Genomic DNA, 14,575 nt, shown 5'->3' on the forward strand with positions numbered 1-14,575 from the left:
GATGGCGCTCGCGCCCTACGGCTATCACGTGCGCGCCAATGGCGTGCGCCTGCACCTGCTTCGCTTCGGCGGGCAGGGGCCTCGCCTTCTGATCCTTCCGGGCATCACGAGCCCGGCCGTGACCTGGGGCTTCGTCGCCGAACGCCTGGCGCCGCACTTCGACGTCCACGTGCTCGACTTCCGGGGACGCGGGCTGTCGTTCAGCGCCCCGGGCATGGATGCGAGCCTGGCGACGATGGCCGCCGATGTCCTCGGCATCCTCGCGTCCCCGGACTGGTCGGCCACGACGGTGCTGGGCCACTCGATGGGCGCGCGCGTGGCGATCCGCGCCGCTGCGCACGACGCGCGGCAGATGGCCCGCGTCCTGTTGATCGACCCGCCCGTCTCGGGGCCTGGCCGGCGCGGTTATCCGTACCCGCTGGATCTGTACGTGAACTCGATCCGGGCGGCCACGCAGGGAACCACGGCCGAGGCGCTGCGTGCGTTCACGCCCACGTGGACGGACGAACAGTTGCGGCTGCGCGCGCAATGGCTGCACACATGCGACGAGGCCGCCGTGGTGCAGGCGCACCGCGGATTCCACGAGGACGACATCCACGCCGACATCGCGCGACTCCATACGCCAGGACTGCTGATGGCAGCGGGCCGCGGCGGCGTCATCTCGGCGGAAGACCGGGCGGAGATCCGGGCGCTGGCTCCCCACCTGTCCCAATGCGTCGCCGCCGACGCGGGCCACATGATCCCCTGGGACGACGCCGAAGGCTTCTTCCGGTTGCTCGGCGAGTACCTGCGGATCGACCTGCGCCACGCGCCTCGGCGGGTCGCGTAGATACACTCGCGAACGTGAGACATCCACCATCCAGAGCATGACGACCCAGCGCAATTCAACGCAGAAGACGGCAGCGGCGAAGGACTCCACGAACAGGCCGGCGCCGTTCAATCCCTTGCGGCAACTCATGTTCAGCCGCCCGAATTTCCTGATCCGGCGCCTGCATCAGATCGGGGCGGCCATCTTCTACGAGCTCTGCCACTCGGAGAGCATCACGCCGCTGCAGGTGGGAATGCTGACGGCACTGTCGATGAACCCGTGGCTCGACCAGAAGGCGATCGGCCGCGAGCTCGCCCTCGACCGCACGACGACCGCGGAGGTGCTCAAGCGCCTGAGCGAGAAGGGCCTGATCGAAACGCGCGTCAACCCGGACGACCGCCGCTCGAGGCTGTCGGTGATCACCAAGGACGGACTCAAGCTCATCCAGGAACTGCAGGACAGCGTGCGCCACGCGCAGGAGCTGCTGATGGAGCCGCTGTCCGCGGAAGATCAGCAGGTGTTCATGGGCCTGCTGACGCGGCTGGTCGAAGCGCACGAGCTGCGCGATGTCGCGGCGCGGCCCGAGGCCTCGACTGCGGTCGATGGCGAGCCGCCCTCCACGCGCCGCCGCCCGCGCGCGGTCAAGCGCCCACTTTGAAGCGTTCGGCGATGTAGGTGGCCGGCGGCTTGCCGAAGGCCTTCTTGAACATCGTGATGAAGGCGGACGGCGACTCGTAGCCCAGGCCGTAGGCCACCTGCTGCACGGTCGCGCCGCCCGACAGTTCACGAAGCGCCACGATCATGTGCAGCTGGCGCCGCCAGCGGCCGAAGCTCAGGCCGGTCTGCGCCGTGCACAGCCGGGTCAGGGTGCGCTCGCTGGTGCCGGTCTCGGCGGCCCAGTCCTGCAGGGTCCGGCGGTCCGAGGGGTCGAGCGTGATGGCGCGCGATATCTTTCGAAGCCGCGCGTCCTGCGGCATCGGCAACGAGAAGTCCTCGTTCGGCATCGTGCCGAGCTGATCGAGCAGCACATGCGCGAGCCGATCGGTCGCGCTGCCGGGCTCGTAGGTCGGTGGCAGGCCGGCCAGGTGCTGGATCATCTCGCTCAGCATGGTGCTGATGGCCAGGGTGCAGCACTTCGTCGGCAAGGCGCCCGTGCCCGGCGCCACGAACAGATAGAAGATCAGCGCGTTCGCCGTGCCGTGGTTGCTGTGCGGCGTGCCGCCCGGAATCCACACGCCCGCCTGCGGCGGCACCATCCACAGCGCGCCCGGCACTTCGCACGACACCGCGCCGCGCAGGGCGATGACGAGCTGCCCCATCTGGTGCTGGTGGATAGGGATCTCGCGCGCACGCGCCTCGACGTCCACGCGCAGCGCCATGACGGGCACGGTGAGCTGGTGGTCCAGGCCTTCGGGGACGACCTCGGGGCGTTGCATGGTCTCCATGGGCGTTGCTGCGAGCCGGCCATTCTCGCCGCGTCGAGCGAAGGCTCCGGACGGAAGGGGCGCATGCCATGCCGTGGCCGAAAAGAGAAATCGTTCGGCCAGGAATGCAATTTCCGGCAAAGGCACCGCTGCCTAGCATCGATGCATGCAAAGTATTCGCTTCTCTCGCCCCGAGATGCTCTTCTCCCTCAAGAGCTTCGCGGGCGCCATGCTCGCGCTGTACCTGGCCAGCCGCGCCGGCCTGCCACGGCCCTTCTGGGCCTTCATGACCGCGTACATCGTGGCGCATCCGCTCGTGGGCAACGTGCGCTCCAAGGCGCTCTATCGCTTCGTGGGCACGCTGCTCGGCTGCGCCGCCACGGTGGTGCTGATCCCGGCGCTGTCGGCCGCGCCCGAGCTGCTGACGCTGGCGCTCGCGCTGTGGACCGGACTGTGCCTCTACCTCTCGCTGCTGGACCGCAGCGCGCGCTCCTATGTCTTCCTGCTGGCGGGCTACTCGGCCGCGCTCATCGGCTTCCCGTTGGTGGAAGCGCCCGCGGCCATGTTCGACACCGCCGTGGCGCGCGTGCAGGAGATCGGGCTGGGCATCCTGTGCGCCAGCCTGGTCCACAGCCTCGTGCTGCCGGCCAGCCTCGCGCCATCGCTGCTGGCCCTGATCGACCGCGCACTCGGCGACGCGCGCCGGTGGATGAGCGACCTGCTCGGCGACGGGCTCGCCCATGCGGATGGCGTGCGCGTGGCCGCGGACCGCCAGCGGCTGGCGCTGGACATCACGCAGCTGCGCCTGCTGTCGACCCATGTGCCCTTCGACACCGGCAACCTGCGCTGGACCGCGGGTGCCATCCGCGCCATGCAGGACCGCCTCGCGGCGCTCACGCCCACGTTGTCGGCGATCGAGGATCGGCTCGAGGCGCTGAGGGCCGCCGAGGGCGAGGTGCCGCGGGACATCGTCTCGGCCTTCGGGCGCCACATGGGCTGGATCGCGCCGCAAGAGGCAAGCCTGTCGGCCGCGGCCATCGACGAAACGCGCGCCGCGTTTCGCGCGCTGGCCGATGGGCCGGCGTCATCGCCCTGGATCCGCGCACTGCGCATCGACCTCGCCGTGCGCCTCGAGGAACTGGTGCGCGAGTGGCAGGCCTGCATTGGACTGCGCACCGACATCGACGCCGGCCTCGCGGGCAGCGCGATGCCACGACAGCGTGCCGCGGCGCTCGGTCAGAAGGTGCTGCATCGCGACCGTGGCCTGGCACTGCGCTCGGCCGCGACGGCCGTGCTGGCCACCTGCGCATGCTGCGCGGTCTGGATCGCCACGGCATGGCCCTCGGGGTCGGCCGCAGCGATGTCGGCGGCCGTCTTCTGCAGCTTCTTCGCGACGATGGACGATCCGGTGCCCGCCATGCACAAGTTCGTCGTCGCCTTGCTGTGGTCGTTGCCGGTGTCGGTGTTCTGCGTGCTGGTGGTGATGCCGCTGGCGCGCGACTTCGGCATGCTGGCGCTGTGCATCGCGCCGTTCTTTTTGCTCGTCGGCTGCTACATCGCGCGGCCCGCCAGTTCGCTCGCGGCACTGGGCATGTTCTTCGGCGTGGCCGGCACGCTTGCCTTGCAGGACACCGCCAACGCGGACTTGCCGAGTCTTCTCAATTCGAACCTCGCGCTGATCCTGGGGGCCGTGGCCGCGGCGCGCATCACGGCGCTGGTGCGCAGCGTGGGCAGCGACTGGAGCGCCCGGCGCCTACGGCGCGCGACCTCGCTCGATCTGGCCGAGTTGGCGGCCAATCCGCAAGACGCATCCGCGCGCGACGCCTATGCGGGCCGGATGCTGGACCGCATCGCGCTGCTCGCACCACGCACGGCACCGGGCGCGGGCGAGGAAGCGAGGGCCGACGCGCGGCTCGCGCTGCGCGACCTGCGCATGGGTGCCGACATCGCGACCCTGCAACAGTGGCGCCGCAGCCTTCCTGCCGAAGCCGTCGGCCGTCTTCTCGCGGACTCGGCCCGGGTCTTTCGCGCTCAGGCCGCGGGAGCGCCACGGCGCGATGAACCGCTGCTGCCGCAGATCGACCGCCTGCTGCTCGACGCGCTGCATGGCGATGTCGCGCAGCCTGCCGATGCCGCCATCGCCGCGCTCGTGGGCCTTCGACGCAACCTCTTTCCAGCGGCCGAGGGCGCGCTCCACCCATGATCGAAACGAGTTTCCACGGTGTGTACCTGCCGGGGCTGATGCTGCTGAACGGCGGCGCGCTGGCGTGTTCCTGGGCGCTGCGCCGTTTGCTGTCGCTGGCCGGCGTCTACCGCTGGGTATGGCACCCGGCGCTGTTCGACCTGGCGGTGTACGTGCTGCTGCTCTTCGCCCTGGCCCGTTTCACCGGCGCCTTCACCACCTGATCTCCGAGCTTCGCATTGCATTCCTTCTCCATGAAACCTGACGCCATTCCTTTTCCCGCCTGGGCCCGCCGCGGCATCCGCCTGCTCGTCACCCTGGCGGCCGTCGCGGCGGCCTGCCAGGCCGCCTGGCAACTGTGGGACCACTACGAGCTGGCCCCCTGGACCCGCAACGGACGCGTGCGCGCCGAGATCGTGCAGGTCGCGCCCGACGTGTCCGGCCTGGTGACCGATGTCGCGGTGCGCGACAACCAGTTCGTCGCCGCCGGCGCGCCGCTGTTCTCGCTGGACAAGGCCCGTTTCGAACTGGCCGTGCAGCAGGCCGAGGCGGCCGTCGCCGCGCAGGCCGTCGCGCTCGACAACCAGCGCATCCTCATCGCGCAGGCACAGCGCGAGAACAACCGCAACGCGGGCCTGGGCGAGCTGGTCTCGCAGGAGCTGCGCGAGCAGTCGCGCGCGCGGCTGGACCAGGCGAACGGCACGCTGCGCGCGGCCGAGGTGGCGCTGCGGCAGGCACAGGTCGTGCTGGACACCGCGCGGCTGAACCTGCGCCGCACGCAGGTGCATGCCCCCGCCGACGGCGTCGTGACCAACCTCGACCTGCGGCAAGGCGCCTACGCGAGCGCCGGCCATCCGGTGATGGCTTTGGTGGATGCGGGGTCGGTCTACGTCGAAGGCTATTTCGAGGAGAACAAGCTGCCTCGCATCCACCTGGGCGACCGCGTGCGCGTGACGCCCATGGACGCCGGCGCGCTCGAAGGCACCGTGGAGAGCATCGCGGCCGGCATCGCCGATCGCGATCGCAGCACCGGCGCCAACCTGCTTCCCAGCGTGAACCCGACCTTCAACTGGGTGCGGCTCGCGCAGCGCGTGCCCGTGCGCGTGAAGCTGGACGCGATACCGGCGGGCACGCGGCTGGTCACGGGCCAGACCGTCACGGTGCAGGTGCTCGGGGCGTCGGCGGCGCCGGAGACGGCCGCCGCCGCGCGCCGCTCGGAGCTTCCTGGATGAGCCGCCTGCATCGACTTCTGGTCGTCGCCGCGGCGGGCGCGCTGCTGGCCGGTTGTGCCCACTCGCCCGTCGGCCCCGACTATGTCGCGCCAGCCGCACTCTCGCCCGCGCAGGCGGCCTCCGCGGGACCGTTCCTGTCGGCCGAAGGCAACGCGGCGGACGCGGCCCTGCCGCCGAACTGGTGGCATCTCTACCAGGACCCGCAGCTGGACGCGCTGATCGCCCGGGCCTTCGCGCACAACGCCGACCTGCGGCAGGCCATCGCCAGCTTCGAGCGCGACCAGGCGCTCGCGGCCGAGGTGCGCGGGCCGGAGCACCCGACGCTGGCCCTGAGCGGCGGCCCCGGCTTCGGCCATGTCTCGGGGCTCACGCTCGTGCAGAAGGACTACGAACCGCCGAGCCGCTTCACCTATGGCGCGAGCGCGAACCTGTCCTACCAGCTCGACCTGTTCGGCCAGCTGCGCCGCGCCATCGAGGCGGCCGAGGCCGGCAGCGGCGCGGCGCAGGCCGCTGTCGACCTGGTGCGCGTCAACGTCGCCGGCGGCACCGCGAGGGCCTATGCCGAGGCCTGCGCCACCGGCTTGCGTTTGCGCAGCGCCCACGAGTCGGTGCGGCTGCAGGAGGAGGCCGTGCAGCTCGCGCAGCGGCTGCAGCAGGCCGGCAGGGTGGGGCCCATCGACACCGCGCGCGCACGCGGCCAGCTCGAGCTGCTGCGCGCCTCGCTGCCGCCGCTGCAGGCGCAGCGCCAGAACGCGCTGTACCGCCTGGCCACGCTCACGGGCGAGGCTCCGCGCGACTTTCCGGCCCAGGTGGCCGCATGCGACAGCCCGCCGCGCGTGGCGGGCCCGCTGCCCGTGGGCGATGGTGCAACCCTGTTGCGTCGCCGGCCCGACGTGCGCCAGGCCGAGCGCAACCTGGCGGCCGCCACCGCCCGCATCGGCGTGGCGATCGCCGAGCTCTACCCCAAGGTCGCGCTGGGCCTGTCGGCCGGCTCGGCCGGCTTCATGGACCGGTTCGGCAACCGCGAGTCGTTCAGCTACAGCCTGGGCCCGCTGATCAGCTGGACGCTGCCCACCAACGGCGTGGCCCGCGCGCGCATCGCGCAGGCCGAGGCCGCCACGCGGCAGGCCGCGGCCCGCTTCGATGCCACCGTGCTCACGGCGCTGCGCGAGGTCGAGACCGCGCTCGAGTCCTACGCCCGCGAACTGGACCGGCATGCGGCGCTGGCGGCCGCGCGCGACCAGAGTGCCGTCGTCGCGGCGCAGGCACGCGCGCTCTACGTCAACGGCAAGACCGCGCAACTCGACGCGCTCGACGCTCTGCGCACGCTGGCGGCCAGCGAGGCCGCTCTGGCGGCATCGGAGGCCCAGCTCGCCGACGACCAGTTCGCCGTGTTCATGGCGCTCGGCGGTGGCTGGGAAGGCCGGGGACAGGACCTGCTCGCCAGGACAGCGCCGTAGGCCATGGAAGACTTGCAGCAGCTCAAGGTCTTCGGCGAAGTCGTCGCCCGCAAGAGCTTCACGCGCGCGGCCATCGCCTTGGGCATTTCCAAGGCCAGCGTCACCAAGATCGTGGCCCAACTCGAGAAAGGCGTGGGCGTGCGGCTGCTGAACCGTTCGACGCGTTCGGTCACGCCGACCGACGCGGGCCAGACGCTCGCGCGGCGGCTGGTGCCGTTGTTCGGCCTGCTGCAGGAACTGAGCACGGAGTTGTCGGATTTCGCGGCGCATCCGCGCGGGCGCCTGCGCGTCGCGGCGCCGCATGGCCTGTCGCTGAGCCAGCTGGGCTGGCAGATCGAGGACTTCATCGCCGACCACCCCGACGTGCACGTGAGCATCCACCTGAGCAATCGCGACGACGACCTGGTGATGGGCGGCATCGATGTCGCCTTGCGCATCGGGCCCATCGAGGCCCGCGACGTCGTGGTGCGCAAGTTGCGGCCGGTGCCGTTGGTGCTCTGCGCGTCGCCGCGCTACTGGGCGCGCAGGGGCATGCCGTCGAAGCCCGAGGACCTGGCCCTGCACGACGTGCTGACCTATTCGCTGTGGGACGCCTCATCCCGGCTGCCCTTCCTGGTCGACGGCAAGACCCACTACGTGCCGGTGCGCAGCCGCCTCGATGCGGACGATGCCGCGCCGCTGATCGCGCTGGCGGTGAAGGGGCTCGGCGTCACCTGCGTGCCCGAGGTGCTGGCGCGCGCGCACCTGGGTTCGGGTGCCTTGGTGCCCGTGCTGAAGGACGCGATGCCGCAGACGATCTGGCTCTATGCGACCTACGCGCACCGTGACCACAAGAGTGCGGCGCTGCGGGCGTTCCTCGACTTCCTGACGTCGAGCGCCGGGGATTCGCCCACGGCATCACTGCGCCAGACCCTCAGCGATTGAGCAGCACCATGGCCTTGATCGTCGGCGCGAGGGGGACGGTCGATGTGTGGGTGTAGCTGCCCGCGATCGGGTCGATGGTGCGGCGGTAGAGATTGGAAGAATCCACGAGATAGTTCACGCCCTCGCGCGAAGGGTCGAAGGCCGTGGCGATGGGGCCGGGCAGGCCCCGGATCGCAAACGGGGCCCCCAGTGTGCCGGTGGTCGTGTCGGTGATTGCGCGCGTCTGCTGCACGTTGTTGGTCGTGTCGACCAGGCTGAGCATGCGTCCCCTTCCGTCGATGGCCAGGGAGGCCAATGCGGCTTCGAAGCTCTCCATGGCCAGGGTCAACGCCGTCTGCTTCAAGGCCCCCGTCGACGCGTCGATCGAGAAGGTACGCAGGAAGCCATCCGCAGCTAGAGCGTAGAGATAGGCGCCGGAGGGATGCACTGCGATCGACACGACGTCGGACACTCCCTGATAGGCAACGTTGCCCAGCGTACCGTCCGCCAGGATCGGCAGGGTCGCCAGGCCCCTGTCCTGGACATTGACGAAGACGAAGCGTCCCAGCGGGTCGACCGCCATCGACCATGCCGATGTGCCGTTGGAACCGACGGGCCGCAGCGCGAGCTGCTTGAGTGTCGTGGGGCTTGCCGGGGACACGGCATAGGTGCTCACCCATCCGGCGGAGCTGGCGGCGTAGAGGTAAGCGCCGCCGGGGTGCATGCCCAGCGTCAGCGTTCCGACTTCCTGGGCGGCGAAGCTGACCGAATCGGATACGTCGCCTTCCTGGATCACGTAGATCCTGCCACTGTCGCCGCTGCCGTAGACGTAGCGCCCTTTCGGATCGGCCACGAGCGATGTGAAGATGGTGGGCACGATCGACAACGCCTCCCCGCTCAGGTCCGCGCCGCTGTAGCGCGTGAGCGTGGAAAGGCTGCCGCCGAGCACGGAGGACACGTAGACGCTTTTCGTCGCGGGGGTAGCACAGGCCACGCTCACATCGTCGACGTCCGCCGCGCCGGCCGTGCCGCTGCCCTGGCTGACGGTGCAGAACTGGGTGTACATGCGCGGCTGGGACTTCACCGTCACGGCATAGGTGCTTCCCTCCGCCACGCGGGTCGCGAACTGGCGCTTGCCGTTGGCGTCGACGGCCAGGTCGTCGCCCGAGTTGTTCTGCAGCACCAGCCCTTGCCCATCGAGGCCGCTCACGGTGACGTTCACCGCGCGGGTCTGGGTGGCGCAGGCCACCTGCACCGACGCCACGTCGTCCGCGCCGATGGTGCCGCTGCCCTGCGCCACCGAGCACAGCTGGGTGGGGCCGCCGGGCTGCGCCTTCACGGTCACCGCATAGGCGGCGCCGCTGGCCACCGCCACGGGAAACACGAAGCCGCCGTTGGCCGCGACGGGCAGGTCGTCCGCCGCATTGTTCTGCAGCACCAGGCCCGTGCCGGCCAGTCCGCTGACCGTGCCACCCACCGCGTAGGACCGGGTGGCGCACATCACCTTCACCCCCGTCACCGCCATGTCGGCCACGGTGCCCGTGCCCGCATTCACCGTGCAGACCTGGGAAGGCCCGCCGGGCTGGGACTGCACGCTCACCGCATAGGACGCACCTCGCGCCAGCGCGGTGCCGAAGGTGAAGGCGCCATCGGCCGATACCGCGAGCGCATCGCCGCCGTTGTTCACCAGCACGAGCCCGCTGCCCTTCAACCCGGTGACGGTGCCGCCGATGGTGAGCGGCGAGGGCGTCTCCGGCGGTGGCGTCTCTGGCTGGGGCGTGCTCGGCGGGGAGGGTTCCGCCGGCGTCGTCGTGGAGCCGACCGGCGGCAGTGCGAACACGGCACCCCCATTGCCGCCTCCACCGCCGCCGCAGGCGGCCAGCAGCAGCACCAGCAGTGCACAGCTCCTGCGTGCAACAGCCCGAAATGGGTCGGCGCAACGGAGTGGCGAAACGGGGACGGGCGTGTGCTGCTGCATGAAGCGATGGGCCCTGTGGCGCGACGTGGCGAGCCCGGGCATGGTCAGGAAAACGGGCGATGCTAGGGAGCGCCGGTCGGAGAACCAATCCCCGAAAACAGGTAAATCGAGGCGCCCTCGGCGTTCTTTGCGAACGTTCGGCTCTGTTTTCACGCGCGTGGGCTGTGGTCGATCCGAGGGGGCGCGCGAAGAATCTCTTCCTTCTTTTTCGCCCCGCGAGCGCGCCGGGGCGGAGCGTTCTTTCCCCCTCGATTGAGTCTATGCAACGATCTTTTTGCGTGCGGCGTTTCCTCTTCGCCGCGTTCCTGTGCCTTGCCGTGATGTTGGGCGCTTGCGGTGGCGGCGGCAGCGGCGGCAACGGTTTCTTTCCCGGCGGAATTCCATCGGGCGGCGATCCCTCGGGGGGCGGTGACGCGCCGCCACCGACCGAAGGCGAGGCCGCCAGCGTGGCCCGCCTGAATGCGATGGATCGTCTCGCGGACCAGTTCGAGACCATCACCGGCGGTCGCAAGAACGCCACGCCCGAGCAGTGGGAAGCGCTGCGCGCATGGACCGTCGCGCAAGCCGAGTTCGACGATGCCGGCGTCGGCGACGCGAGCCTCTGGGCCCGCTTCAAGGATGGGCGCTACTACCTGTTCTCCGACAACTGGCGCGTGCCGAAGAACCAGCCCGAACCGGAGCCCGCGCCCGACGAGGAGGACGCGGAACGCACCGGTCTGCGTTCCGCCGGCGCCGTCGCCGCGACGCCGGTGCCGTCGATCGTGCGTGCCATCCCGGGCGGCACGAAGGCCGTGCTGCTCGTCCATTCCGGCGCGCCCGCGCCTAATCCGAACGAGTTCCGCTTCGGCGAGCCGCTGGTGCGTTCGATGAAGAAGGCGCTGACCGAGCGCGGCTACAGCGTGACGCGCCAGGCGATGACGGTGGCAAACGTCAAGGCCGTGGGCGATGTCGGCTTCCTGTACTTCAACTCGCACTCGGCCATGTACGGGCCCGGTGCGCAGAAGGAGTTCGCCGTGATGCTGGACGACTTCGCGACAGTGGTGAACGACGTGGTCCACCGCAAGGACCTCGAGGAAGGCAACCTCATCTACCACCGCGAGCGGACGATCTGGCAGGCGATGGGCAAGGGCAATCCGCCGAAGCTCTCGTTCACCGACAAGTTCGTGCGCCGCTATCTGAAGTTCGCGCCGAACGCGCTGGTCATCACCTACTCGTGTAACAGCGGCAATGCCGAGTCGGCGAACTTCCGCAGCGCATTGAAGGCGAGCGGCGCGGGTTCGATCGTCGGCTGGGACGGCAGCTCCAACCCCAACGGCTATCCCGCCATCGGCCTGCTCGTCGACCGCATGGCCGGCGTCAACCAGTACGAGCCCGTGGCCGTGCCGAACCGTTCCTTCGTCTTCAAGGACGTGATGGCCTATCTGCAGAAGCGCGGCCTGATGTCGGCACCCGGCGTGGAGGACGACGACGGCCACATCACGCCCGATGCCTTCATCCGTGTCGATGGCGATCTCTTCACCAAGCTGGCGCCCGTGATCACGCACCTCGAGATGAAGGCCGGCAACCTGCTGGTGGTGCATGGCGATTTCGGCGACGAACCGGGCACGGTGACCGTGGGCGGCGTGCCGGTCAACGCGACGTGGGCACCGACGCAGATCAAGGCAGTGCTCGGCAACGCGACGCACGGCGCGGTCGTGGTGACGGCCAAGGAACTGCGCAGCAATCCGCGCCAGCTCGGCTCCTGGCAAGGCCGCGTCACCTACCAGAGCAAGCGGGTCGACAAGAGCTGCGCTGGCGCCACCTTCCTGGCCGACGTGAACGTGGACCTGCACCTGCGCGCCGACATGCAGGCGCGGCGCGAGGAGGTCGACGGCCCGTTGAAGAACAACAACCTCGTGATCGTTCCCGCCGACGACACCCAGGGCCAGTGGGCGGCGAGCGGCAGGTGCGTGCAGGGCGACGAGGTCGTGCTGGCGCACTCGGGATCGGGCGCGCTCGCGATGCGGCCCTTCGTCGACTTCGACGTCCTGAAGCCTTTCTCGGATGCGGTCTATGCCCGCCTCGACGCGGTGCAGAAGCGCCTGCACATCGCGGGCACCTTCGGCAAGTCGAAGATGACCCTGCAGGACAGGGACCGGGTCACGCAGAGCGAACTGCAGGTCTGGTTGCAGCTCTCGGACTATTTCTATGACGGCAGCCCCAACTGGCCGCACGAAGAGCGCTTCCCCTATGCCTCCTACATCGCGCTCGATCCCAAGCTCGATGCCGCCGCGGGCGTGACCGACAGGCAGGAACCGTCGAACAACGGGATGAGCCTCAAGTTCCAGTGGGGTGCGATGCAGGTCTCGCCGGCCTTCGACGACAAGGTGGGCAACTGAGGCATCACCGAGATGCCGGCCGCGCGGCTCGCAGCATGTCGGTCGCCATGGCCGCCAGGACGTCGTGGTATTCCTGGGCGAGGCGCAGGGACGTCAGCAGCACGAGCGGAACCATGATCCGCTCGCGCAGAGGACGGGGTTGCACGCCAGCATAGCGGTGCAGCGAGAACGGCGCGGGCAGGCAGGTGCATCCGCGTCCCGATCCGATCTGCGCGAACACGTGCAGTGCATCGGGGCCTCCCGCCTCCTGCGAGGGGACGAAGCCATGCGAGGCGTATTGCCGCGTGAACTCGTCGTACATGCGCGAGTTCTCGGCGCGAGCGAAGCGAAAGAAGGGCGGCAGCGCCTGCAGTTCGCGCACGGGGATGGCGCGCTTGCGCGCGAGCGCCGACGTGGCGGGCACGAAGGCCATCAGGGGCACCTCGCCGACCAGGTCGCCGCGCAGGCGATGCATCGAGGCAGGCCAGAGAACGATGGCGGCGTCCAGGTCGTTCTTGCGCAGCGCCGACATCGCGGCGATGGTCGTCGTGGTGCGCGCGTCCACACCGCTGGCATGGCCGCCTTCGACCAGGCTGTGCTCCATGGCCGCGAGGCCGTCCAGTTGCACCCAGTTCAGCACGCCCAGCCGCAGGCGCGGCAGTTGATGGGAGGCCTGCGCCACATCCGCGACCGCCGCGTCGAACTCCCCCATGAGCGAGGAGAAGCGGCGCAGCGCCACCTCGCCCACCGGCGTCAGCCGCACGCCATGCGTGTTGCGGTCGAAGAGGCGAACGCCGAGTGCCGTTTCCAGCTCCGCGATCTGGCGCGACAAGGGCGGCTGCGTGATGGACAGCCGCTCGGCGGCGCGCCGGAAGCTGCGCTCCTGCGCCACGGCGAGAAAGCACTGGAGCTGCCGCACGCTGATGGGCCTGGTCATTCAAAAACGGTATCACAAAAATCGAAATTCCTTGGCGCCGCGCGCTTTCCTAGAGTGCGGATGCCCGAAGCGTCTAGGGCGCCGACCGGCGCCCCGCGCGGTCGCACAGGCCTCGCGGCGATGGGCATCCATTTCATTGCAACGACGACCACTCCCCGATGAACCAGCAACCCTTGCGGCAGGCTGCCGCGAGCTATCACGCATGCGTCGAGTCCTGGCGCTTCGATCCGATCCTTCATTTCCAGGCTCGCCTGGGGACAGGCTTCGCGGTCGGCATCGAGGGCCGCCGGCGCGCGCCGCTGTACGCCTTTGCAGGCCGGCCCTGCCAGTTCCGCATGCAGGGTGGGGCGCCGCTCCAGGTGGAACATGGCGACCTGCTGTTTCTTCCCCGCGGCGGAGCCCACCGCCTGTTCGACACGCCACATGCGGCGCCATTGCCCTTCGCTTCCATCGTCGCGCATCGATCCGCGCGCGAAGGCCTGACCTACGCCGTCGACCTGGAGGCCGCCACTGGCGGCACGGCCCGCGAGGATCGGGAGCCGGCCACGGTGGTCAGCGGCAGCTTCTTCTGGAGCGAACGCCTGCAGGCGGAACCGCTGCTGGCGCGGCTGCCCGAAGTGGTCCATCTGCGGCGGCGCAACGATGAATTGCCCTGGCTCGCGCCGATGATCGACCTGCTGCATTGGCTGTCCAACGTCCCCGAGGGCGGCCGTGGCGTGGGCATGACGGAAGCCGTCAATGCGCTGATCCGGCACGTCGTGCTCCATCAGCTGTGCCATGAGCGCCACGATGAATCCGCGCCGACCGCAGCGCGCAGCGATGCCCGGTTGCTTCCCGCACTGCACGCCATACACACACGGCCGGAGCAGCAGTGGACGATGGAATCGCTCGCCGGCCTGTGCCACATGGCGAGGACCACCTTCGCGATCCGGTTCCAGCAACACACCGGCGTTCCGCCCATGGGCTACCTCGCCCGCTGGCGCGTGCAATCGGCGGCACGCCTGCTGCGCGAGCAGCGGATGTCGCTCGACGAAGCGGCCGACAGGGTCGGGTATTCGACGGGCGCCATCCTGGCGCGTGCGTACAAGCGCGTGCTGGGGACGTCGCCGCGCGCTCGCGCGCAATCGCCGCGCTGAAGGCGGGGCGGGTGAGTTCGAGCGGCGCAAGCGCGCCGGCGCATCCTCCTTTTGGAGGAGTCGAAACGGCCAGTCCGCGGAGGCGATCCCGCGTGTAGCGCTTTAGCATTGCGAGGCAGTCGACGTGCGCTCGCACGCCGCGCGCACGAATGCAAAGG

Annotated in this window: 12 protein-coding genes; 9 read left to right on the forward strand and 3 right to left on the reverse strand. The window is 69.9% G+C overall.

Translation table 11 applies throughout. The features are described from left to right. The first annotated feature begins 1 nt into the window (after position 1). Together AC07RM_RS22920 and AC07RM_RS22925 are read left to right on the forward strand one after the other, a co-directional pair. A complete protein-coding gene (locus AC07RM_RS22920; protein WP_495335985.1) occupies positions 2 to 829 on the forward strand; it encodes an alpha/beta fold hydrolase in 828 nt (275 codons plus the stop codon). 37 nt (positions 830 to 866) lie between these two features. Then, complete coding sequence (locus tag AC07RM_RS22925) at positions 867 to 1,466, forward strand: MarR family winged helix-turn-helix transcriptional regulator (RefSeq protein ID WP_495335986.1); 600 nt, start codon at positions 867 to 869, stop codon at positions 1,464 to 1,466. Here AC07RM_RS22925 and AC07RM_RS22930 read toward each other — a convergent pair. Further along, positions 1,450 to 2,253, reverse strand: a complete 804-nt coding sequence (locus AC07RM_RS22930; protein ID WP_256222636.1) for an AraC family transcriptional regulator — start codon at positions 2,251 to 2,253, stop codon at positions 1,450 to 1,452. The two genes, AC07RM_RS22925 and AC07RM_RS22930, sit on opposite strands and share 17 nt — an antisense overlap. A gap of 175 nt (positions 2,254 to 2,428) precedes the next feature. Here AC07RM_RS22930 and AC07RM_RS22935 point away from each other — a divergent pair, with 175 nt between their 5' ends. From AC07RM_RS22935 to AC07RM_RS22955, 5 genes are read left to right on the forward strand one after another with little or no spacing between them, the layout of a single operon-like run. Further along, complete coding sequence (locus AC07RM_RS22935; RefSeq protein WP_495335987.1) at positions 2,429 to 4,435, forward strand: FUSC family protein; 2,007 nt, start codon at positions 2,429 to 2,431, stop codon at positions 4,433 to 4,435. Further along, positions 4,432 to 4,638: a DUF1656 domain-containing protein gene (locus AC07RM_RS22940; protein WP_495335988.1), complete on the forward strand. Its 207-nt coding sequence runs from the start codon at positions 4,432 to 4,434 to the stop codon at positions 4,636 to 4,638. Before AC07RM_RS22935 ends, AC07RM_RS22940 begins: the two co-directional genes overlap by 4 nt. 30 nt (positions 4,639 to 4,668) lie before the next feature. After that, positions 4,669 to 5,646, forward strand: coding sequence for an HlyD family secretion protein (locus tag AC07RM_RS22945; protein ID WP_495335989.1), 978 nt, complete (start codon positions 4,669 to 4,671; stop codon positions 5,644 to 5,646). Next, on the forward strand, positions 5,643 to 7,106 hold the full coding sequence (locus tag AC07RM_RS22950; protein ID WP_495335990.1) for an efflux transporter outer membrane subunit: 1,464 nt from the start codon (positions 5,643 to 5,645) through the stop codon (positions 7,104 to 7,106). The genes AC07RM_RS22945 and AC07RM_RS22950 overlap by 4 nt, the downstream gene beginning before the upstream one ends. Before the next feature lie 3 nt (positions 7,107 to 7,109). Beyond that, a complete protein-coding gene (locus tag AC07RM_RS22955) occupies positions 7,110 to 8,030 on the forward strand; it encodes a LysR family transcriptional regulator (RefSeq protein WP_495335991.1) in 921 nt (306 codons plus the stop codon). Here AC07RM_RS22955 and AC07RM_RS22960 read toward each other — a convergent pair. Next, positions 8,020 to 9,900 carry a lactonase family protein gene (locus tag AC07RM_RS22960; protein ID WP_495335992.1) on the reverse strand — a complete coding sequence of 627 codons (1,881 nt, stop codon included), beginning with the start codon at positions 9,898 to 9,900 and terminating at the stop codon, positions 8,020 to 8,022. The two genes, AC07RM_RS22955 and AC07RM_RS22960, sit on opposite strands and share 11 nt — an antisense overlap. A 551-nt stretch (positions 9,901 to 10,451) precedes the next feature. Here AC07RM_RS22960 and AC07RM_RS22965 point away from each other — a divergent pair. Continuing rightward, positions 10,452 to 12,365 carry a hypothetical protein gene (locus AC07RM_RS22965; protein ID WP_495335993.1) on the forward strand — a complete coding sequence of 638 codons (1,914 nt, stop codon included), beginning with the start codon at positions 10,452 to 10,454 and terminating at the stop codon, positions 12,363 to 12,365. Positions 12,366 to 12,369: 4 nt separating this feature from the next. On the opposite strand, the gene AC07RM_RS22970 is transcribed toward AC07RM_RS22965, so the two are convergent. Further along, positions 12,370 to 13,263 carry a LysR family transcriptional regulator gene (locus tag AC07RM_RS22970; protein WP_495335994.1) on the reverse strand — a complete coding sequence of 298 codons (894 nt, stop codon included), beginning with the start codon at positions 13,261 to 13,263 and terminating at the stop codon, positions 12,370 to 12,372. 176 nt (positions 13,264 to 13,439) lie between these two features. Between AC07RM_RS22970 and AC07RM_RS22975 the strand changes: the two genes are divergently transcribed. Beyond that, positions 13,440 to 14,417, forward strand: a complete 978-nt coding sequence (locus AC07RM_RS22975) for a cupin domain-containing protein (protein WP_495335995.1) — start codon at positions 13,440 to 13,442, stop codon at positions 14,415 to 14,417. The last annotated feature ends 158 nt before the right edge of the window (positions 14,418 to 14,575 follow it).

Source organism: Variovorax sp. GW821-FHT09B05, assembly GCF_059418265.1.